The 21,122-nt window shown below is 54.9% G+C and carries 20 protein-coding genes, 1 tRNA gene and 1 riboswitch; of the genes, 14 read left to right on the top strand and 7 right to left on the bottom strand.

All coding sequences use genetic code 11. The features are described from left to right. Positions 1–87: 87 nt before the first annotated feature. Positions 88–462: a pyridoxamine 5'-phosphate oxidase family protein gene (locus tag ACE418_RS06340; protein WP_416449819.1), complete on the top strand. Its 375-nt coding sequence runs from the start codon at positions 88–90 to the stop codon at positions 460–462. 169 nt (positions 463–631) lie between these two features. Here the strand turns inward: ACE418_RS06340 and ACE418_RS06335 are convergent, their stop codons facing one another. Then, positions 632–1,399 carry an IclR family transcriptional regulator gene (locus ACE418_RS06335; RefSeq protein ID WP_416449818.1) on the bottom strand — a complete coding sequence of 256 codons (768 nt, stop codon included), beginning with the start codon at positions 1,397–1,399 and terminating at the stop codon, positions 632–634. 283 nt (positions 1,400–1,682) lie between these two features. Between ACE418_RS06335 and ACE418_RS06330 the strand changes: the two genes are divergently transcribed. The 6 genes from ACE418_RS06330 to ACE418_RS06305 all read left to right on the top strand — a co-directional run bounded on the left by ACE418_RS06330 (position 1,683) and on the right by ACE418_RS06305 (position 6,336). Next, complete coding sequence (locus tag ACE418_RS06330; protein WP_416449817.1) at positions 1,683–2,222, top strand: 2-oxoacid:acceptor oxidoreductase family protein; 540 nt, start codon at positions 1,683–1,685, stop codon at positions 2,220–2,222. Positions 2,223–2,239: 17 nt separating this feature from the next. Continuing rightward, the gene (locus tag ACE418_RS06325) at positions 2,240–2,506 is read left to right on the top strand and encodes a 4Fe-4S binding protein (protein WP_416449816.1); all 267 of its coding nucleotides are present in this window, start codon (positions 2,240–2,242) and stop codon (positions 2,504–2,506) included. Further along, the gene (locus ACE418_RS06320) at positions 2,506–3,687 is read left to right on the top strand and encodes a transketolase C-terminal domain-containing protein (RefSeq protein WP_416449815.1); all 1,182 of its coding nucleotides are present in this window, start codon (positions 2,506–2,508) and stop codon (positions 3,685–3,687) included. Before ACE418_RS06325 ends, ACE418_RS06320 begins: the two co-directional genes overlap by 1 nt. 13 nt (positions 3,688–3,700) lie before the next feature. Continuing rightward, positions 3,701–4,603 carry a thiamine pyrophosphate-dependent enzyme gene (locus ACE418_RS06315; protein WP_416449814.1) on the top strand — a complete coding sequence of 301 codons (903 nt, stop codon included), beginning with the start codon at positions 3,701–3,703 and terminating at the stop codon, positions 4,601–4,603. 17 nt (positions 4,604–4,620) lie between these two features. Further along, on the top strand, positions 4,621–6,174 hold the full coding sequence (locus ACE418_RS06310) for an acyl CoA:acetate/3-ketoacid CoA transferase (protein WP_416449813.1): 1,554 nt from the start codon (positions 4,621–4,623) through the stop codon (positions 6,172–6,174). 87 nt (positions 6,175–6,261) lie between these two features. Next, positions 6,262–6,336 (top strand) — tRNA-Ile (locus ACE418_RS06305). Positions 6,337–6,486: 150 nt separating this feature from the next. Here the strand turns inward: ACE418_RS06305 and rpoD are convergent. Next, entirely contained in the window at positions 6,487–7,737 is a 1,251-nt protein-coding gene (rpoD, locus tag ACE418_RS06300; RefSeq protein WP_416449812.1) for an RNA polymerase sigma factor RpoD, read from the bottom strand. 24 nt (positions 7,738–7,761) lie between these two features. Further along, positions 7,762–9,555 (bottom strand): DNA primase, encoded by a 1,794-nt coding sequence (dnaG, locus tag ACE418_RS06295; protein ID WP_416449811.1) that lies wholly within the window; start codon positions 9,553–9,555, stop codon positions 7,762–7,764. A 310-nt stretch (positions 9,556–9,865) separates the two neighbouring features. Between dnaG and ACE418_RS06290 the strand changes: the two genes are divergently transcribed. From ACE418_RS06290 to ACE418_RS06260, 7 genes are all read left to right on the top strand, one after another. Further along, positions 9,866–10,747: an RluA family pseudouridine synthase gene (locus tag ACE418_RS06290; protein ID WP_416449810.1), complete on the top strand. Its 882-nt coding sequence runs from the start codon at positions 9,866–9,868 to the stop codon at positions 10,745–10,747. Positions 10,748–10,781: 34 nt separating this feature from the next. Next, on the top strand, positions 10,782–11,747 hold the full coding sequence (fba, locus tag ACE418_RS06285) for a class II fructose-1,6-bisphosphate aldolase (protein WP_416449809.1): 966 nt from the start codon (positions 10,782–10,784) through the stop codon (positions 11,745–11,747). Positions 11,748–11,837: 90 nt separating this feature from the next. Further along, entirely contained in the window at positions 11,838–12,104 is a 267-nt protein-coding gene (gene rpsT, locus ACE418_RS06280; RefSeq protein WP_014016800.1) for a 30S ribosomal protein S20, read from the top strand. Positions 12,105–12,372: 268 nt separating this feature from the next. Further along, positions 12,373–13,734 (top strand): MATE family efflux transporter, encoded by a 1,362-nt coding sequence (locus ACE418_RS06275; RefSeq protein ID WP_416449808.1) that lies wholly within the window; start codon positions 12,373–12,375, stop codon positions 13,732–13,734. Between the two features lie 4 nt (positions 13,735–13,738). Beyond that, positions 13,739–14,971: an aminopeptidase gene (locus ACE418_RS06270; RefSeq protein ID WP_416449807.1), complete on the top strand. Its 1,233-nt coding sequence runs from the start codon at positions 13,739–13,741 to the stop codon at positions 14,969–14,971. 59 nt (positions 14,972–15,030) lie between these two features. After that, positions 15,031–15,128: riboswitch (SAM riboswitch) on the top strand. An 87-nt stretch (positions 15,129–15,215) separates the two neighbouring features. Further along, complete coding sequence (locus ACE418_RS06265) at positions 15,216–16,259, top strand: methionine ABC transporter ATP-binding protein (RefSeq protein ID WP_416449806.1); 1,044 nt, start codon at positions 15,216–15,218, stop codon at positions 16,257–16,259. Then, positions 16,240–16,893, top strand: a complete 654-nt coding sequence (locus ACE418_RS06260; protein WP_020311089.1) for a methionine ABC transporter permease — start codon at positions 16,240–16,242, stop codon at positions 16,891–16,893. Before ACE418_RS06265 ends, ACE418_RS06260 begins: the two co-directional genes overlap by 20 nt. 252 nt (positions 16,894–17,145) lie before the next feature. On the opposite strand, the gene ACE418_RS06255 is transcribed toward ACE418_RS06260, so the two are convergent. The 4 genes from ACE418_RS06255 to ACE418_RS06240 form a co-directional block, all read right to left on the bottom strand. Beyond that, a complete protein-coding gene (locus ACE418_RS06255; RefSeq protein ID WP_416449805.1) occupies positions 17,146–18,069 on the bottom strand; it encodes a dihydroorotate dehydrogenase in 924 nt (307 codons plus the stop codon). Further along, complete coding sequence (locus ACE418_RS06250) at positions 18,066–18,830, bottom strand: dihydroorotate dehydrogenase electron transfer subunit (RefSeq protein WP_416449804.1); 765 nt, start codon at positions 18,828–18,830, stop codon at positions 18,066–18,068. The genes ACE418_RS06255 and ACE418_RS06250 overlap by 4 nt, the downstream gene beginning before the upstream one ends. A gap of 77 nt (positions 18,831–18,907) precedes the next feature. Continuing rightward, a complete protein-coding gene (locus tag ACE418_RS06245) occupies positions 18,908–19,765 on the bottom strand; it encodes a MurR/RpiR family transcriptional regulator (protein ID WP_416449803.1) in 858 nt (285 codons plus the stop codon). 34 nt (positions 19,766–19,799) lie between these two features. Continuing rightward, positions 19,800–21,119 (bottom strand): gluconate:H+ symporter, encoded by a 1,320-nt coding sequence (locus ACE418_RS06240; RefSeq protein WP_298676505.1) that lies wholly within the window; start codon positions 21,117–21,119, stop codon positions 19,800–19,802. Positions 21,120–21,122 lie beyond the last annotated feature (3 nt).

Genomic DNA, 21,122 nt, shown 5'->3' with positions numbered 1-21,122 from the left:
AATCTTAACAGAAACCTCACGGCCGTATACATTTCCCTCCCCTTTTGCTATAATGAACGTAGTCTTTTTTCTAAAGGAGGAATACCCATGCTAACCAACGTCTTTTTCGATTGCATCAAACATGACGGCATCGTCTCCGTCGCCTCGGCTAACGCCGAAGGCCAGGCACACATTGCCAACACCTGGAACAAATACCTCATCGTAACGGATGATGAAAAAATCCTCATCCCCTGCTTCGGTTTCCACAAGACCGAAAAGAACGTCAGCCACAATCCCCGCGTCGAAGTCGTCGTCGGCAGCCATGAAGTACAGGGCAAAATGGGCATGGGCACGGGCTGCCTGTTGACTGGCACTGCCGCTTTCGCCAGCGAAGGCCCGCTCTTCGACAAAATGAAAGAAAAATGCACCTGGGCCAGCCGCGTCCTCATCTTCACACCCCAGACCTGCGTCCAGACAATCTAACAGAAAAATTCGCAAAGAGGGACTATCGTACAGGTGAGGCCCTTTTCTCTTTCATGTTTGAGGCGATGGCTTTTAAATTTAAAACCATCCGCTAACAGCTAGCCGCTGACTGCTAAAAAAGCGCTGTCTTCATGCGACAGCGCTTTTTTAATGGAATCAGCCGGCAGGTTCAGACAATCGTCTGGACGACCCGGTCCGCCAATTGCTGCAATTGCTCCAAGTGATCCGCTTTATTCTTTTCCATCCGCGTCGTCGGCCCGGAAATGCTGACTGCTGCAAAGGCCCGTCCAGTCATATCGCGAAGCGGCTTGGCATAGCAGGTCAGGCCATATTCGGCTTCTTCATTATCACAGGCATAGCCCTGCTCCCGCACGGCATCCAGGAGGTTCAACAATTCAGCCGCATCTTTTACGGAATGTATCGTCAGCTGCTTGAATTCCGTTTTCTTGAGGTACTCATTGACTACCTGGGCTGACTGATATGCCAAAATCGCCTTGCCCGTCGCCGTCATATGAGCATATTCCCGAAAACCCATGGCCGTTTCCATCTTTAATTGATTCGTCCCCAGTGCCCGGTCGATGAACATGACATGGACGGCATCATCCAAGATAGCCAGGTGGCACGTCTCACCAGAAGTTTCTGCCAGCTGCTGCAAATGAGGATGAACGAGAGAAACCAGTTCCATCCGGTTGTAGGCCAGCATGCCCAGGGAAAACATATTGAGCCCCAGCCGGTACGTAGCGTGATCGGTCTTGGTAAGAAATCCCCGGTTCTCCAAAGTCACAGCAAAGCGGAAGGCCGTACTGCGGCTGATAGAAAGAAGTTTAGCGATGTCATTGACAGTCAGTTCTTCATAATCAAAGAACAAATTAAAAAGGGACAACGCATTATCCACTGAATTGAGTATATATTTCTTTTTATCCTCTACCGGTATCATCCTATCCCCTCCGCATAATATATAAATTGCATTCACTTTTAGATTATATACTAATATCCACAAAAAAAGAATTGTCATCTCGCTTTATCGAGGCTGTTTCAGGACGACAGCCTCATTTTTCTACCCATTTTTTCATATATAGATACTTATGTATCGATATATGAATTTATTTATTCGATAATGTTGACACGATATTCTTAAACAGCTATAATTCATGTATGAGTTCATATATTAATACTTAAGTTTTATTATAAGAACTTTCGTTGTAAAAGGAGCGATGAATATGAAAGAAATCCGTTTGCACGGCCGCGGCGGCCTGGGAGTCGTCAAGGCCTCGCAGCTCGTCGTCCGAGCCGCCGTGGAAGGCGGTCTCTATGGCCAGTCCATTCCAGCTTTTGGGGTAGAACGCAAGGGCTCTCCTGTTTTCGGCTATCTCCGTTTATCTCATGACCCGATCCGCCGGCGTATGCAAGTGTATACACCAGATATCTTACTGATCCTCGACGATTCCCTCATTACCTCGCCGGCTACGTATGCCGGCCTCAAAGAAGGCGGTATGATCATCATCAATACCAGACAATCCGTCCCGGCCCTGCAGGTCCCCAAAGAAACGAAGACCGTCGTCACTGTCGATGCCACCGGTATCGCTGAAGAAATCCTGGGCCGCAACATGCCGAACACCTCCATGCTCGGCGCCTTTGCCGCCGCCACCGGGCTGGTCGATGAGGAACGGCTCTTCCAGGATATTGCCCAGACTTTTGGCAAAACGAACCGGACAGCTGCCGAAAAAGCAGCGACGTCCCTTGAAATTATTCAGTTATAAAGAAAGGAAGGGGTATCATGAGTGAACGTCACTATATCACGCCTGTCGGCGATACAGGCATGTACATCCTCGACACGGCTTCATGGCGTGTCTTCCGCCCTGTCATGGATAAAGACCGCTGCATCCGCTGTGGCCAGTGTTTTGTCTATTGTCCCGTCAATGCCATCCGGTCCCGCAACGATGATTACGTCATTACCTATGATTATTGCAAAGGCTGTGGTATCTGCGCAGAAGAATGCCCTAAAAAAGCGATTGTCATGGAACCTGAAGGAGGTAATGACTAATGAATAAACAAGTCGTCCTAACCGGTAACTACGCCGCAGCCGAAGCGGCCGCCCTCTGCCGGCCCGATGTCATCGCGGCTTATCCGATCACGCCGCAGTCGTCTGTCGTCGAACGGCTGGCTGGCAAAGTATACAACGGTGAATTAGACGCCGAAATGATCCAGGTAGAATGTGAACACTCCGCCATGAGCGCCGTACAGGGCGCCGCAGCTGGCGGCGGACGCGTATTCACGGCTACCTCGGCGCAGGGACTGGCGCTCATGTACGAACCGTATTTTCGCATGTCTACCCTGCGCCTGCCCATGGTCATGGCTCTGGCTACCCGTGAAATGACCTCTCCCGAAACGGTCTGGAGCGGCCAGCAGGATGCCATGAGCGTCCGCGAAGCCGGCTGGATTCAGGTGTTCTGCGAAAGCACGCAGGAAATCGTCGACATGATCATACAGGGCTACCGTCTTGCTGAAGACCCGCGTATCCGCATCCCTGTCAATGTCTGCTATGACGGTTTCTACAGTTCGCACCTCACGGAAGGCGTCCTCATTCCAGACCAGGCCGACGTCGATGCCTTTCTCCCCAATCCCGCTGACTCTATGAAGGCCGTCCTCGACCCGGACCATCCTTTGTCCCTCGATCCGCTCACAGCCGGACCGCTGCTCATGAAATACCGCAAAGACCACCTGGAAGCCATGGCAGCCGCTCAAAAAGTACTCGAAGAAGTCGACACGGCCTTTGGCAAACAATTCGGCCGTTCCTATGGCGGCGGTATTGAAACATATCGTCTGGAAGATGCCGACGTCGTACTCGTCACCATCGCCGGTATGTCCGGTACGGCTAAAGACGCCGTCGATATCGCCCGTAACCGGGGCATCAACGCCGGCCTCGTCCGCATCCGCTTTACTCGCCCCTTCCCGGCACAACGAATCGCAGATGCCCTGGCTGGCAAAAAAGCGTTCAGCGTCGTAGACCGCAGCTGCTGCTTCGGCTGGAGCCAGGGGCCGATGCATATGGAAGTCAAAGCAGCCTTAGCCGATCAGGGCCTTTCAGCCTGCCATTTCTCGACCATCGGCGGGCTCGGTGGCGCCGACATTTCCCTTGAATACCTGCTGCAGGTCCTCGATATGCTGGAAGCCGGGAAAAACGACCCTGGCGAAAAACCTGTCCATTGGCTCTTAAAAGACTGAGGAGGAATGTCTTATGAATTACATAGATACCTTAAAAAATGCGCCAGACCTGGTTTCCCCAGGGATATCGGCCTGTCAGGGCTGCGGTGCCGAACTGATTTTACGCCGCGTACTGCAAATCGCCGGGCCCAACTCGATTTTCGCCATCCCGCCGGGATGTATGGCCGGTGCCGGCGTCATCGGCTGGAACGAAGCCAACGGCCAAAAGACGCCAGTCCACATTACGCTTCTGGATAACACGGCTTCTTTCCTGAGCGGCCTCACCCGCATGTACCAGCGCAAAGGACGAAGTGACGTCCATATCGTCGCCCTGGCCGGCGATGGGGCAACGGCGGACTGCGGATTCCAAAGTCTGTCCGCCACGGCCGAACGCGGTGAAAAAATGCTTTATATCTGCTACGACAATGAAGGGTATATGAATACGGGCTACCAGCGCAGTTCGACGACGACCCTCGGGTCCCGCACATCGACAACACCGTTGGGCAGCGTCATCTCCGGCAAACCACAGGAACAGAAATACCTGCCCCTGATCATGGCTATGCACAATATCGCTTACTGCGCCACGGCCTCGCCGAGCCATATGAAGGACTTCGTCGAAAAAATCCAGAAAGGCCTCGCCGCCAGCAAGGAAGGCTTCGCCTATCTCCACGTCTTTTCACCCTGTCCGACAGGCTGGGCTTATCAGAGCCATCAAGGCATCACCATAGCCCGTAAAGCCGTCAAGAGCAACATGTTCCCGCTCTGGGAATGTAAAGACGGACAATATACATTGAACGATAAGAATCCCCATCCCATCCCCGTATCCGAATTCGTCAAGGGCATCGGGAAATTCAAGGCGCTCAGTGAAACGGCGATGGCAGAAATCCAGCACATGGTCGACGCCCGTTTCGCCTTGTTGAAAAAGTTAGCCGAGTAGTGGAAGGAGGTTTTCCCATGACTCAGGTCATCAGTGCCGAAGAAGCGGTCCAACTCATCCACGACGGAGATACCCTGGCCCATAGCGGCTTTGTTGGGTTCGGCCTGCCGGACTACCTGCTGAAAGCGCTGCGCGATCGCTATGACCGCACGGGCACACCTAAAAATCTGACGCTGGTCAAGATCATCGGCGACAGCGATAAAAAAGGAAAAGGCAGCGACCGCCTGGCTGCAGACGGACTGGTCCGCACTCTCATCACATCCCATACGGGCCTTGAACCGGCATTTTCCCAGGCCATTGAAGAGAATAAATGCTATGCCTATATGCTTCCCTTAGGTGTACTGGTCAAGCTCTTCCGCGCCCAGGCCGCCCATCAGCCCGGTGTCTGGACAGAAACGGGCCTGACCACCTTTATCGACCCCCGCCTGGAAGGCGGTAAGGCCAACGAACTCACCCGCGAAAAAGGACCGGACCGGGTCCAGCTTACCGAAGTCAACGGCAAAGAGTACCTCTTTTTCCCATCCTTCCCCATCCAGATTTGCTTTCTCCGGGGCACCTATGCCGATGAAGAGGGAAACATCAGTCTCGAAAAAGAAGCCCTGCAGTGCGATGTCCTGGAAATGGCAGCAGCGACTCACAATTCCGGCGGCATCGTCATCGTCCAGGTAGCGTCCATCGTCGCCAGCGGCAGCCTGGACCCCCGCCTTGTCAAACTGCACCATTTTATGGTCGACTACATCGTCGTCGCCCCGCCGGACTGCCAGCACCAGAGCCTGGCCACCGATGAATTCCGGCCGGAATTGACAGGCGAAATAAGAAAGCCCATGACTGCCATCCCGCCTATGCCCTTATCCATCCGAAAAATCTGTGCCTCGCGGGCAGCCAAAGAATTACAGCCGGGGTACCTCATCAACCTCGGCATCGGCATGCCCCAGGGCGTCGCCTCGGCGGCAGCCGAAATGGGTCTCCATCAGCTCATGTTCTCTACAGAATCGGGAGTGCTCGGCGGCGTCCCCCTTACGGGGCTCGATATGGGGGCTGCCATCAATCCCGAAGCCATCTATAAAACGGCAGACATACTCGACCTCTACGACGGTGGCTGCCTCGATTTGGCCGTACTGGGGCTGGCCGAAATGGACCAGTTCGGGAATGTCAACGTCTCTAAATTCAACGGCCGCGTCGTAGGCCCTGGCGGGTTCATCGACATCTCACAAAATACAGGCCATATCATTTTTCTCGGCTCCTTCACAGCCGGCGGCTTGAAAACAACCTGTACCGATGGCACCCTGAAAATCGTACAGGAAGGCGCTTATAAGAAATTTAAGGACCACGTAGAACAAATCACCTTTTCGGCCGAATATGCCACCGCCCATCATCAAATAGTGCAAGTCATCACGGAACGGGCCGTCTTTACCCTGACCGAAAAAGGCCTTATGCTGACCGAAGTGGCTCCCGGTATCGACTTAGAAAAGGATATTCTTGGGCAGATGGAATTCAAACCCTTGATAGCCCCTGATTTAAAAGAAATGGATAAAGCCTTTTTTATTACTCATAAAAAATTCCCACAATAAGTTGACACCGTTCTCTAAGAAGAAATTCTTGACGCCCTTCACTAATTCGCGTATAATAAATTGGTAAGGCCTTGTGCCTTATCTTTTGGGCCTATAGCTCAGTGGTAGAGCCACCGGCTCATAACCGGTTGGTCCTTGGTTCGAACCCAAGTGGGCCCACCATGAATAAAAAGGCGCTGTCGCATGAAGACAGCGCCTTTTTTGAATTCAAAGATAAAAATAGACCGTACATGATGATACATTCGTGCACGGTCTTTTTGTCGTTTTCAGTCTCGCTTCATAGGACGAGACGGAGAGATTGAGACTATTTTCTTAGAGGAAATCCTTGATTTTTTCCCGTTTGCCCCAGTTGCGCAGCTTGCTCAAAGCCTTACCTTCAATCTGGCGGATACGTTCACGGGTGACGTTGAAGTGCTGGCCGACTTCTTCCAGGGTGCGCGGGCGGCCATCTTTGAGGCCGAAGCGCAAGTAGAGGACTTTGCGTTCCCGGTCGGTGAGACAGGAAAAGACGTCTTCGATCTGTTCTTTCAGCAGGATGAAGGAAGCTGCATCATCCGGTGCGACGGCTTCCGAGTCTTCGATGAAATCGCCGAGGTGCGAATCTTCTTCTTCACCGATTGGCGTTTCCAGGGATACCGGTTCCTGGGCAATCTTCATGATTTCCCGGACGCGTTCGACAGGGATGTCCATCTTTTCGGCAATTTCTTCCGGCAGCGGTTCCCGGCCTTTATCCTGCAGGAGCTGGCGGGAAATACGGATCAGCTTGTTGATGGTTTCGACCATGTGGACCGGGATGCGGATGGTCCGGGCCTGGTCGGCAATGGCACGGGTAATGGCCTGGCGGATCCACCATGTCGCATAGGTACTGAATTTGTAGCCTTTGCTGTAGTCGAACTTGTCGACGGCTTTCAAGAGGCCCAGGTTCCCTTCCTGGATGAGGTCCAGGAACAACATGCCCCGGCCGACATAGCGTTTGGCGATGCTGACGACGAGGCGCAGGTTGGCATCGGTCAGTTTCTTCTTGGCAATCGTGCCGGCTTTGATGTCTTCTTCTGTCGCATCAGGAGCATTGCCCTTTTCGATGGCCTTGGCCAGGGTAATTTCTTCCGTCGCCGACAAAAGGGGCACACGGCCGATTTCTTTCAAATACATGCGGACCGGGTCATCGATGTTGATGCCTTCCGGTACGCTGAGGTCGACATTGTGAAGGTCCGGGACTTTTTCCGTATCTTCATCATCTATATCGTCATGTTCCGCCATGGAATCGTCTTCGCCGATGATGTCGATGCCCTTGTCGGCAAAGACTTCATACATCTTGTCGATCTGGTCCGGCGTCAGTTCATCTTCTTCCATGAGGTTCATGATTTCCGTATACGTCAGGCTGCCCTTCTTCTGCCCCATTTGCAGGAGCTGCTTGATGTGCTGCAGGGCCAGGGCCTGGCGTTCTTTTTCACTCAACGGCTTCTTAACGGCGGCATCCTTCTTTTTGGACGTCTTACGGCGCGTCGTCTTCTTCGTCGTTTTCTTCGTTACTTTCGTATCATCTGTCGTTTTATTCACCATGGTGTACAGGCTCCTTTCTGCTCCTCAAGACCATTGTTTCATTTCATCGTTAATCTTCTTACATGCTGCAAGCTCTTCGGCCAGCCTTGCATCGCCAGTCCGGCTATAAGTGGCAGCCAGGCGGCTGTGCGCCAGGTACTGCTTTTGTAAATCGGCCATGCGAAAGCGCTTGACATAATCCATCAGTACATTTTCGTCCAGTGGGACATCTTGTAGAACCATAATTCGTGCTACTTCTTCGGCCTCCTCAGGAGTTAATTTTTGCTGGATGTCATGTGGTGTGTACATCCCTTGGTGTGCATACGTATCCAAAATGAGCTGGTAAATGTGGCGCCGCCGTTCATCGGCAAAGAGGTCCGATGAGACTTTGGCGTGGATCCGCTCGCAGGAAGCAGGCTTTTCCAGGAGGAACCGCAGGATATTCTCTTCGGCTACGGCCATGGTCCCACTCCCGCGGGCTGCGGCATTTTCCTGGGACACGGACGAAGAGATGACGACCTGCTGCTGGCCAGCTTCCGGATGGGCAGCGACATACTTGTTGAATTCGCTGCGCACGGCGTTCTCCCCAATCTGCAGCTGGCCGGCCAGTTTCTTCAAAAAGGCTTCCAGCAGGACCCGGTTATCGACGGCAGCGACGACGGGCAGGACCATCGCCGTAATGGCTGATTTCCCTTCCAGCGTCGTCACATCGAAGCGCTGCAAAGCCCGCATGAGCATGTAATCGAGCACATTGGGCGCTTCGTCGACGGCCTGGCGGAACTTGTCTGGCCCGGCGGCGTTGATGTATTCATCAGGGTCCTTGCCCTGCGGCAGGGACAAGACGCGGATGCGCATCCCCAGGCCGCGGACGATTTCCATAGCCCGCTGCGTCGCCTGGCGGCCGGCACCATCCATGTCGTAGCCCAAGACAAGTTCCTTGGCCTGGCGCTGCAAGAGCCGCGCCTGTTCCGGCGTAAAGGAGGTCCCTAACGAAGCGACGACGTTATGGATGCCCCGGTTATGAGCGGAAACGACATCCATATAGCCTTCGACCAGGATAGCTTTGCCCTGCTCATAAATCGCTTTATGGGCCAGGTCCATGGCGAAGAGGAGCCGCCGTTTATTGAAAATCGGCGTTTCCGGCGAATTGAGATACTTCGGCCTGCTGTCGTCGAGGACGCGGCCACCGAAGCCGACGATGCGGCTGCGGCCATCGCGGATGGGGAACATGACCCGCCCGCGGAAGGCATCGTAAAAGTGGCCGTTCTTTTCTTTAGCCAGTCCCAGAAGGACTAGTTCCCTGCCAGTAACGCCTTTTTTCATGAAAGCCGTCGTCAGTTTATCCCAGCTTTCCGGAGCAAAGCCCAGCTTAAAGGCCTCGATAGTATCATCCGATACGTGGCGTTTGTGGAAATAGGCCAGTCCAGGCTGTCCGTAATGGGTCTGGGTCAGGCAGTTGTGGAAAAAGTTGCCCGCCATTTCGTTGATCTGATACAAGCGGTCCCGCTGCTTGTCGCGGGCGATTTCTTCAGCCGACCGTTCGACGACGGGCAGGGCGATATGGGCCCGTTCGGCCAGGCGTTCGACGGCGTCTGAAAAGGAAAGGTTTTCTTTTTTCATAATGAACTGGAAGACATCGCCGTGGGCATGGCAGCCAAAGCAATAAAAGAATCCCTTATCGGCAGCGACGCTGAAAGAGGCGGTCTTTTCATTATGGAAAGGGCAGCAGGCCCAGAAGTTGCGGCCCCGCCGTTTCAGCGTCACGTAATCGGAGATGACGCTGACGATGTCATTGGCCTGTCGGACCTGTTCGATAAATTCGCTGGAAAACCGTTTCACTCATATCACCTGTTTCATTTCAATAACGCTGACGTATATATTATTCTCTATCCACCTGTGAAATTCCTTCTTTAGGGAACACTCTTTTATCGTAAATCATAAAAAATGGATACATAACATTCCTATGATATACTATTTCGACGCGGAGCGTCAAGTTTCCTTTTCCAGGAGATGATTTTTTTCTGGGTATCCCTACGCTCAGGGCCTTGCGGGCTAAAATATAGCCCACATGATTTCGCGAAATGTATGGATTTATTTATTTTCATTTTGTATAATAGATGTAGACAAAGCCAATATAGGGGAAATGCAAATGATTCATTTTACAGTCGGGGCGATTACCCGGCCTACATCCTTAGGCGGCGCCTTGAAACATTTCGGCGTCTCCTCGACGCTGCGGCGCCGCATCAAGCATAACGGCATCTGCACCATCAATGGGCAGGCCGCATCGACACGGGACTTCGTCCATGAAGGCGATGAAATCGCTGTCACCCTTCCGGAAAAGAATCCTTTTCCGCCAGAGGATATCCCTATTGGCATCGTCTATGAAGATGACTATCTCATGGTCATCGACAAGCCTGCGGGCCTCCTGATGCATCCCACATCGGCCGTCCGCGACGGGACGCTGGCCAATGCCGTCGCCTATCATTATGAACAGACGGGTCAGCACTGTTCCTATCACCCCATGCACCGCCTGGACAAGAATACGTCCGGTCTCTGCATGGTCGCCAAAGAACCGCAGATCCAGTGCGCTTTCGATAAGCAGGACTTAGGCTATAAGCGCTTATATTTAGCTATCTGTGAGGGACGATACCCGTCGCGGGTCACAACTGTACACGCCCCCATCGGAAGATGTCCCGATAGCATCATCACCCGCTGTGTCCGCCTCGACGGCAAGCCGGCCTGGTCCGATTTCACCTGCCTCGCAGCTGGCAGGGACTACAGCCTGCTCCAGATTGTCCTGCACACGGGCCGGACCCATCAGATACGGGTCCACAGCAGTTACCTGGGCTATCCCCTGGCTGGCGACGACCTATACGGCGGTTCGCGCCGCTTCATCGGCCGCCAGGCCCTGCACGCCTACTGTATCCAGTTCACCCATCCCATGAGCCACCGCTTCATCACCGTTAATTCCCGGCTGCCTGAAGATATGGACGCCCTCGTCCGCCGGGCTGGCTGGAATTATATATATTAAACATCTTTACGTATTATGTAGGAGGAATGTAAACATGCCATTAATTGGAACTACAGAAATGTTTAAAAAAGCCTATGAAGGCCACTATGCTATCGGCGCATTCAACATCAACAACATGGAAATCGTCCAGGGCGTCACCGCTGCCGCTGCTGAATTGAATTCCCCGATCATCCTTCAGGCTTCGGCTGGTGCCCGCAAATACGCTAAACCGCCGTATTTGAAACATCTCGTAGAAGCAGCCTTGGAAGATCATGATCTCCCCATCGCCCTTCACCTCGACCACGGCGCTGACTTTGAAACCTGCAAAGACTGCATCGACGGCGGTTTCACTTCCGTCATGATCGACGGCTCGAAACATTCTTTCGAAGACAATATCGCCCTCACGAAAAAAGTCGTTGAATACGCACACGCTCACGGCGTCGTCGTCGAAGGCGAACTCGGTCAGCTGGCCGGCATCGAAGACGATGTCAAAGTCGCTGCCCATGAAGCTCATTATACACGTCCGGAAGAAGTCGAAGAATTCGTATCCCGCACGGGCGTCGACTCCCTGGCTATCGCTATCGGCACCAGCCACGGCGCTTTCAAATTCACACCGGAACAGTGCACGCGTAACGCTGACGGCGTCCTCGTACCGCCGACACTCCGCTTCGACATCCTCGAAGAAGTCTCCAAACGCCTGCCGGGCTTCCCGATCGTCCTCCACGGTGCATCCTCGGTCGTACCGGAATATGTCAAGATCATCAATGAAAACGGCGGCAACCTGGCTGACGCCATCGGTATCCCTGAAGACCAGCTCCGTAAAGCCGCTTCCATGGCTGTCTGCAAGATCAACATCGACTCCGACCTCCGTCTCGGCCTGACTGCCGGCATCCGTCAGCACATGGCACAGCATCCGGAACATTTCGACCCGCGCCAGTACCTCGCCGACGGCCGTCAGTTCGTCCACGACATCGTCGCTCACAAGATCAAATGCGTCCTCGGTTCGGAAGGCAAAGCTTAATCGTATGTCTTGTGAAAAAGGTATTGCTTTTTTCTGCGCCATATGGTAAAATTTCTTCTAGTGTTCTTGTAAATTAGGGAGGTGAATCCATTGCCGCAGATTAAATCCAATATCAAAACGATGGAAAAAGACGCAGCTCGCCACGCAGCTAACTCTCAGGTTAAATCTTCTGTTCATACTGCTATCCGCCGTACGACCGAAGCTATCGCCGCTGGTGACGCTGAAGCTGTTAAAAAAGCATTCGATAAAGCTAGCAGCGTAATCGACAGCGCCGCACAGAAAGGCGTTCTCCATAAAAACACTGCAGCTCGTAAAAAATCCCGGTTGGCTTCCAAAGTCAATGCTATGGGTAAATAAGTTTGACTGAAAAGGGGGACTGGCGCATGAAGGTTTCGGCCATCATGCACGGTCCCTTTTTCGTTTATGTTTGATGTTTGATGTGATTTGGGGCATCAAACTCAAAGGTGCTGTCGCACGAAGGTTTCTGTTATCATGCGTGGTCCCTTTCTCTTTATAGTTGGTAGTACAGAGTTTGTAATTTGCTAACCACTAACTGCTAGCCACTAACAACTTTAAAGGGCTTGTCGCACGTGCGACAAGCCCTTTTTCATACAAGGAGGATATCATGTTCCCCCATTGGTTCCAATTCCGCCATTTCCTGGCCTTATTCTTCCCCCTGCTCCTGACCCAGATGGCCCAGGTCGGCACAGCCGTCTTCAGTTCTATCTTCAGCGGTCAGGCCGGGACGATCGACTTGGCAGGAGTCGCTGTTGCCGTCAATATCTGGTATCCCGTCTTTGCCGGCCTGTGCGGTATCTTTTTCGGCATCTCGCCGATCATCGCCCAGCTCCGGGGCGCTCAGAAGTCTGAGGAAATCCCGACGTACATCATGCAGAGCCTCTATTTGAGCTTGGGCTTTACGGCCGTCATTTTTCTGGCCGGCGCCGTCCTCATGCCGCCCTTCCTGGACTTCATGGGCCTCGACGCGCCAGTCCGCTACATCGCCTGGGAATACCTCAAGGCCCTGGCCCTGGGGCTGGTTCCCATCTGCCTGCAGGCGACGATGCGCTATATCGTCGACGCCCACGGCAAGACCCACGTCTCCATGGCCATCTTAGTGACCAACCTGGTCCTGACGATCATTCTCTTCCGCCTGCTCATCTTCGGCGCCGGTCCCATTCCGGCCATGGGCGGCATCGGGACGGGCTATGCCATTACCCTGGCCTCCTGGGTATCCTTCCTGCTCTTCGCCGCCGTCCTGCAATGGATGGAACCCTTTCGTTCCTACCATCTCTGGAGCCGCCTGCGGCCTTTCAGCTGGTACCATTGCTACCATCAGCTGGAACTGGGCATTCCCATCTTCATCGCCGTCTTCTGCGAAACGAGCCTCTTCTCCATCGTCGGCCTGCTCATGGCTGAATTCGGCACCTTATACCTGGCAGCCAACCAGGCAGCCATCAGTTTCTCGACCCTGACCTATACCCTGCCCTGGAGCATCAGCCTGACGGCGACCATCGTCATCGGTTACGAAGTCGGCGCCCGTAACTACGCCGCTGCCCGGCAGTATGCCGTGCTCTGCCAGATGACGGCCTTTACCATTGCCATCGCCCTCATCATCGTGACCTATCACTTTGTCGATACTATTGCGGCCATCTTCACCAGCGATGCCGAGACCTTCTGGGCCATCCGCATGTTCATCTTCTACGCCGTCGCCTTTTCCTTCTTCGATGCAGCCGGTACCCCGGTCCAGGGCATCCTTCGCGGCTATAAGGATGTCAGAATCATCACGTATGTCGCTTTTGTGACCTACTGGCTCATCAGCATCCCCATGGGCTATGCCATGGCCCATGTCACGTCCTACGGGCCCTATGGCTACTGGATCAGCCTCATCATCAGCCTGGCCATCAACGCCAGTGCCCTGAACTGGCGCCTGTGGAAGCACACGGCCTGGAAAGTCCCTGTCCTATCCTCATCTACTAAGGAGTGATTTTATGCCAACTACGAAACAATTAATGGCTTATGCCCGCGTCCTCTTACAGAAGGGCCTGAATCTCCAAAAAGGCCAGACCCTGGTCATCAATGCCCCTGTCGAATCGCACGACTTCGTCACCCTCTTGACAAAAGAAGCCTATACAACCGGCGCCGCCCAGGTCGTCTGCAACTGGCGGTCTGACGATATGGCCCGCCTGCGCTACGAACACGAAGATCTGCAATATTTCGAATCCCTGCCGGACTGGCGCCGCGACTTCAGCCTTTACTATTACCATAAGAAAGCGGCCTTCCTCAGCCTCATCTCGGCCAACCCGTACCTCATGGACGGCATCGACACCAAGAAGATTTTCGCCCAGCAGAAAGCCCAGAATGAAGCCCTGAAGGAATACATCGACGGCATGATGGCCTCGAAGACGACGTGGCTCGTCGCCGCCGTCCCCAGTGCCGTCTGGGCCAAACTGCTCTACCCGGACCTCGATGCTACCGCCGCTTACGAAGCCTTGTGGAAGCAAATCCTCCAGTCGTCCCGTGCCGACGGTGCCGATGCCCTGGCCGATTGGGATGCCCATCTGGCCGAATTGAAGAAGCGCCGGACCTGGATGACGGACCAGCATTTCACCAGCCTGCATTATACGAACAACCTGGGAACAGACCTGACTATCGGCCTGCCGGCCGGTCACATCTGGCAGGGCGGCATGGAAGAAACGGCGGACCACCTGCTCTTCAACGCCAACATCCCGACGGAAGAAATCTATTCGGCGCCCAAGGCGGATGCCGTCAACGGCACGGTTTACAGCACCAAGCCCCTGGTCTATAACGGCAACCTCATCGACAAATTCCACCTGACCTTCAAAGACGGCAAAGTCGTCGACGCCGCAGCCGAAACGGGAGAAGACGTCCTCCAGAAGCTCATCGCCATCGACGACGGTGCCTGCCGCCTCGGCGAAGTGGCCCTCATCCCCTATCACTCGCCCATTTCCCTGTCGGGCATCCTCTTCTATGAAACGCTCTTCGACGAAAACGCCTCGTGTCACCTGGCCCTGGGCGCATCGTATCCGACCTGCCTGGCTGGCGGTGCCGATATGGATAAAGACGCCGTCGCCGCAGCCGGCCTCAACGATTCCATGATCCACGTCGATTTCATGGTCGGTTCACCGGATCTGACCATCACCGGGACGAAAGCCGACAGCACGACGGTACCGGTCTTTACGGCTGGCGACTGGGCGCAATAACGATTTTCCATTGACAAGCCCGGCCATCCGTGCTATTATAAAACGCAACAACCATATATCCTTCATCCAGAGCAGCTGAGGGACTGGCCCGATGACGCTGCGGCAACCCCCTACCGGGAAGGTGCCAATTCCAACGGAACATTCCGACAGATGAAATGAAACCGTATATACGGCCGTCATCTGCATGACGGCCTTTTTTTGTGGTTGCTTTTTCTAGTTACGCCTATTTTGAGGAGTTGATACTGTGATTACACTGAAAAATATTACCAAGACCTACGGCGGCGCCGCACAGGTCCAGGCCCTGAAGGGCATCAACCTGACCATCGACGACGGCGAGATCTTCGGTATCATCGGCAAGAGCGGTGCCGGCAAATCGACGCTGGTCCGCTGCATCAATATGTTAGAAAAACCGACGAGCGGCCAGGTCATCATCGACGACAAGGATTTGACCAAGATGAATGAATCCCAGCTGCGGGCAGAACGCAAGAACATCGGCATGATTTTCCAGCACTTCAATCTCTTATCATCCCGTACGGTTGCCGAAAACATTGCTTTCCCGCTGGAACTCGTCGGCGCCTCGAAAGACGTCATCGAAAAGAAAGTCGCGTCCCTCCTCGACCTGGTCGGCCTCAGTGACCGGGCCGGCAACTATCCGTCCCAGCTCTCGGGCGGCCAGAAACAGCGCGTCGGCATCGCCCGTGCCCTGGCCAGTGACCCGAAAATCCTGCTCTGCGACGAAGCCACGTCAGCCCTGGACCCGCAGACGACAAAATCTATCCTGGAACTGCTCCAGGACATCAACCAGCGCCTGGGCATCACCATCGTCGTCATCACCCATGAAATGGCCGTCGTCAAGGAAATCTGCCACCGCGTTGCCGTCATCGAAAGCGGCGTCATCAAGGAAATGGGCCGCGTCGTCGACATCTTCACCAATCCTCAGTCCCAGACCATGAAGGACTTCGTCACGTCCATCATCAACATGGAACTGCCGGCAGGCATCAAGAACCTGGGCGTCACGGATCAGCCGGCACCGGACCGCAACATGCTCGTCCGCCTGCGCTTTAAGGGCGCTGCCACTAATGATCCCGTCGTCGCCGATATTGTCCGCAAATTCAACGTCGAAGTCAGCGTCCTCTACGGCAACATCGACTACATCCAGGATGAACCCTTTGGCTACCTCATCGTCGTCATCATGGGCGACATGGAAACACAGGCCAAAGCATTCTCGTATATCAAAACATTACCGATTGGAAGTGAGGTTTTAGGTTATGTCCCAAGAAATCATTAAGTTAATGCTCCAAGGCATTGAAGAAACGTTCTATATGGTCGCCGTCGCTACGGTCATCGGCGGTATCATCGGGATTCCCCTGGGTATCACCCTGGTCACGACCAGCAAGGGCCATATCCTGGAAAACCGCTTCATCAATCAGATCCTTGGCACCATCGTCAACATCATCCGTTCCATCCCGTTCATCATCCTCATGGTCGCCATCATCCCGCTGACGCGCCTCATTGCCGGCACGTCCATCGGTACGACGGCAGCCTGCGTCCCCTTGACCATCGTCGCCATCCCCTTCCTGAGCCGTCTCGTCGAAACGTCCATCCGCGACGTCGACTTCGGCCTCGTCGAAGCAGCGGAATCCATGGGGGCTACGCCCTTCCAAATCATCCGCAAGGTCCTCATTCCCGAAGCCCTGCCGACGATCATCAATAACATCACCGTCCTCATCGTCAATCTCATCGGGGCATCGGCCATGGCCGGCGCCATCGGCGGCGGCGGCTTAGGGGACATCGCTATCCGCTATGGTTACCAGCGCTTCCGTCCCGACGTCATGCTGGCGACGATCATCATCCTCATCGTCGTCGTCAACGTCATCCAGGCCGGCGGCGACTTCGCATCACGAAAAAAGAATAAGAAATAAATAATAGAAAAAAGGAGCTGTTGCACATGCAACAGCTCCTTTTTTAGTGGTTAGTGGCTAGCAGTTAGGGGTTAGCCGCGGTCCCATGGACCGCTTCGTAGGGGCCGTCCCAAAGGGCGGCCCGCTCATATCAATGGGTCACGGGAATCTTACATATACCCAACGGGCTCATGAATTGGATTCCCACAACGAGCCACGAGCCACGAGCCACTAACTACTAACCACTAACCACGAGCCACTAGCCACTAGTCCCTAGCCACGAATCTCTAATGCCCCTACAATGTCCTGGATATGTTCGATGCCTTCGTCCTGGCAGTACTGGTCCAGACCTTCGGCGATGGTTTCGACGGCTCTGGGGTCGACGAAGTTATGGGCACCGACGGCGACGGCGCTGGCGCCGGCCAGCATGAATTCGACGGCGTCCTGCCAGGTCGAGATGCCGCCCAGGCCGAGGATGGGGATGGATACGGCCTGGGCCGTCTGCCATACCATGCGCAGAGCGACGGGCTTCACAGCCGGGCCGGACAGGCCGCCGGTGATATTGCCCAGCAAGGGGCGGCGGGTCTTGATGTCGATGGCCATACCCGTCAGGGTATTGATGAGCGATACGGCATCGGCGCCGGCCGCTTCGACGGCTTTAGCCATGACGGTAATATCCGTGACATTCGGCGATAATTTGACGATGACCGGCTTCTTCGTATGGTCCTTGACGCTGCGCGTTACAGCCGCAGCCGCTTCCGGCTGCGTGCCGAAGACGATGCCCCCTTCTTTGACATTGGGGCAGGAAATATTGACTTCCAGGGCTGCGACGCCATCGACGTCTAACTGAGCTGCCAATTCGCCGTATTCTTCGGCTGTCCCGGCCGAGATATTGACGATGAGCGGCGTCTGGCAGGTTTCGTTGACCTTGGGCAGGATGTCCCGCTTGAAGACTTCGACGCCGGGATTTTCCAGACCGATGCAGTTGAGCATCCCTGCCGGCGTTTCTGCAATGCGGACGCCGGGGTTTCCCGGCCGCGGCAGCGGCGTGATGCCCTTGGAAATAATGGCCCCGACGTGGTCGAGGTCGAGAAAATCACGGTATTCTACGCCAAATCCAAAGGTCCCCGATGCTCCCATGACCGGTGTCTTCATGGAAATACCGGCAAATTGGACGGCAATGCGTTCGCTGATCATGCAAAGACCTCCTTCGCGTCAAATACAGGCCCGTCGGCACAGACTTTATAGCGTTTGCCGTCGAGCTTGCTTTCAAAGGTACAGCCCAGGCAGACGCCGATACCGCAGGCCATCCGTTTTTCCATGGACACTTCACAAGCCACGCCGGCTTGGGCCGAAGCCTGGGCGATGGTCTTCATCATGACCGTCGGCCCGCAGACCGATACGCGGTCGATAGCATGTTCCGAAAAAATCTGCGGCAGCGCATCGACGGCAAAACCTTTGATGCCCTGGGATCCGTCATCGGTCGTCACATAGATCTGGCCGGCATAGGGTTCAAAGAACTTCGTCCAGAACGTTTCAGCCGCCGTCTTGCCGGCGACGAGTACGATGGGATGGTCCAGGCGCTTGGCCAAAAAGATGAGCGGAGCCAGGCCGACGCCGCCGCCAGCCAGCAGGACCTGTCCCGGTGCCGTCGTAAAGACGCCTTCCCCCAGGGGGCCTTCGACGCTCAGGGCGTCGCCGCTGCGCAGGCCCTTCATTTCAACGGTGCCCTTGCCGACCAGGCGGTAAATGATCGTGACATTGCCCGTTTCGGCATCGGCATCGACAATACCGAAAGGCCGGCGCAAAAAGGTCTGTCCCCCATCGCGATGGACATTGACAAATTGGCCGGGCTGTGCTTCCCGGGCAATCTGCGGAGCATGGAATACCATTTTCCAGACTTCAGGAATAATGGCTTCATTCTCGACGATAGTCGCCATTTCCAAGAATTTCTTCACCTGCTAATCATCCTTCCTCTATTTGCAATAAGAACAGCTTTATTGTACCACAGAACGGCCGATTTTCGTAGCCAAAATCAGCGCTGCCGCTTCTTGCCGATTTCGCGGCGCATCTTTTCCATATTGTCCCGAAAGACCGTTTCTTCCTGCATGGCCACGCGCGTATAGAGGACGTCGCCGATGGCCATGTGGATCAGGCGCGACGCACCGGCTTCCGATGTGTACTGGACTTCGCGTCCCATGCCGCAAAGACAGATATCGGCCAAAGCAGCCAAAGGCGACTGACCGTGGCTGGTAATGACGATGACCTTGGCCCCGGCTTGCTTGGCAGCCTGGACCGATTGCAAGAGTTCTTTCGTTGCCCCGCTGTGAGATACGGCGATGACCACATCGTCGGCCGTCATCAAGGCCGCTGCCGTAACCTGCATATGGGAATCGGCATATTCCCGGATAGCCAGTCCCAGGCGCAAGAAGCGCGTGGCCATATCCATGCAGACCGTCGCCGAGTTGCCAAAGCCGAAGACGTAGATGCGCCGGGCTTTCAAGAGCAGCCGGGCCGCCGCATCGAGAGCTTCATAATCGAGGAGGCTCAGCGTATCCTGCAGGCCTTCGGCAATATTGGCAAAGACCTTGGTGGCTACGTTCCGCCCGCTATCGCCGGCCTGGATGTCGTGGAAGGCCTTCTGCGGCGCCGCCGATAATTCCGCAGCCAGCATGAGCTTCAATTCTTTCAGACCGCTGCATCCCAATTTCTTGCAAAACCGGGAAATGGTGATTTCCGAACTCTGCGCATGAACGGCCAGGTCCGAAACGGTCTGTTCCATGACCTCACCGGTATGATCGACGATATAATCGGCAATACGGCGCTCTGACTTGGTCAGACCGCCGTATGCGCTGCGCAGGACAGGAAATAACTGGAGTTTCGTTTCTTCCATCGTCTTCCCTCCTACTTCTGTATTCACTTTTATTTTAGCCTACAAAGAGATTCAATACAAGTACGCCGGCCAGACCCATGACGGCGATGATCGTTTCCAGGGCGCACCACGTGCGGACTGTCTGTTTGACCGTCAGGCCGAAGAATTCCTTGAAGAGCCAGAAACCGGGGTCATTCGGCGGGCTGAAGATGAGCGAGCCCGCGCCGGTTGCCAGGACCATCAGTTCCGGGCTGGCGCCGGTAACCGCACAGATAGGCGCCGCGATGCCGCCAGCTGTCAAAGCTGCGACCGTAGCCGAACCGCAGGCCGTGCGGATGACGGCAGCGACCAGCCAGGCCAGGAGCAGGGGTGATAAATCAGAACCGGCGACGAGGTTGCCGATGTACGTGCCGACGCCGCTGTCGATGAGGACCTGTTTCAAGGCACCGCCACCGCCGACGATGAGCAGGATCATGGCAATGGTCAAGACCGCATCCTGGACCGTCTTCATGACGTCTTCCATGGATTTACCCCGGCCCAGGCCGAAAGTATAGATGGCAATGGCTACCGAAATCGTCAGGGCGATATCCGGCTGGCCGAAGAAGGTCAGGACATGACGGGCCGGTACGTCGGCACCCATGGTCAATTTAGCAATCGCCGAAGCGGCCATGAGAATGACCGGGACCAGGGCCGTGAAGACGGAGATGCCGAAGCCGGGCATTTCATCGTCTTTAAAGATTTTCGGGTTGTACATGCCCTTGGGGATTTCCGGATTGATGTCCCGCGTCAGCGTGCAGTACAACGGGCCGGCGACGATGGCCGTCGGGATGGCGATGATGGCGCCGTAGACCAGGGTCGTGCCGATATCGGCATTATAAATGATGGAAATAGCTGTCGGGCCCGGATGAGGCGGCAGGAACCCGTGCGTGACCGATAAGGCCGCTGCCATCGGGATGCCGACTTCCAGCAATGGAATCTTAGCTTCTGCGGCAATGGTGAAGACTAACGGAATGAGCAGGACGAAGCCGATTTCATAGAACAAGGCGATGCCGACGATGAAACCGGTCAGGCAGACAGCCCATTTGACGTTTTCCCGACCGAAGACGTTGATCAACGTCGTGGCAATGCGCTGAGCACCGCCGCTTTCGGCCATGAGCTTGCCCAGCATAGCGCCGAAGGAAACGACGATAGCCAGGCCGCCGAGGGTACCGCCCAGCCCTTTTTCAATGGTCGGGATGAGCTTGTCGATGGGCATGCCTTCAGCCAGGCCGACAGCGCCGGCGACGAGGAGCAGGGCCAGGAAACTGTTGAGTTTGACTTTAACGATGAGGAAGAATAAGACGAGAATCCCAATGGCTAGGATGACGAGTGGCATGAT

It is taken from the genome of Megasphaera jansseni (genome assembly GCF_047974155.1).
In the GTDB taxonomy this organism is placed as follows: domain Bacteria; phylum Bacillota; class Negativicutes; order Veillonellales; family Megasphaeraceae; genus Megasphaera.
The sequence above is the reverse complement of the archived record's forward strand: the minus strand, read 5'-3'. Positions and strand labels throughout refer to the sequence as shown.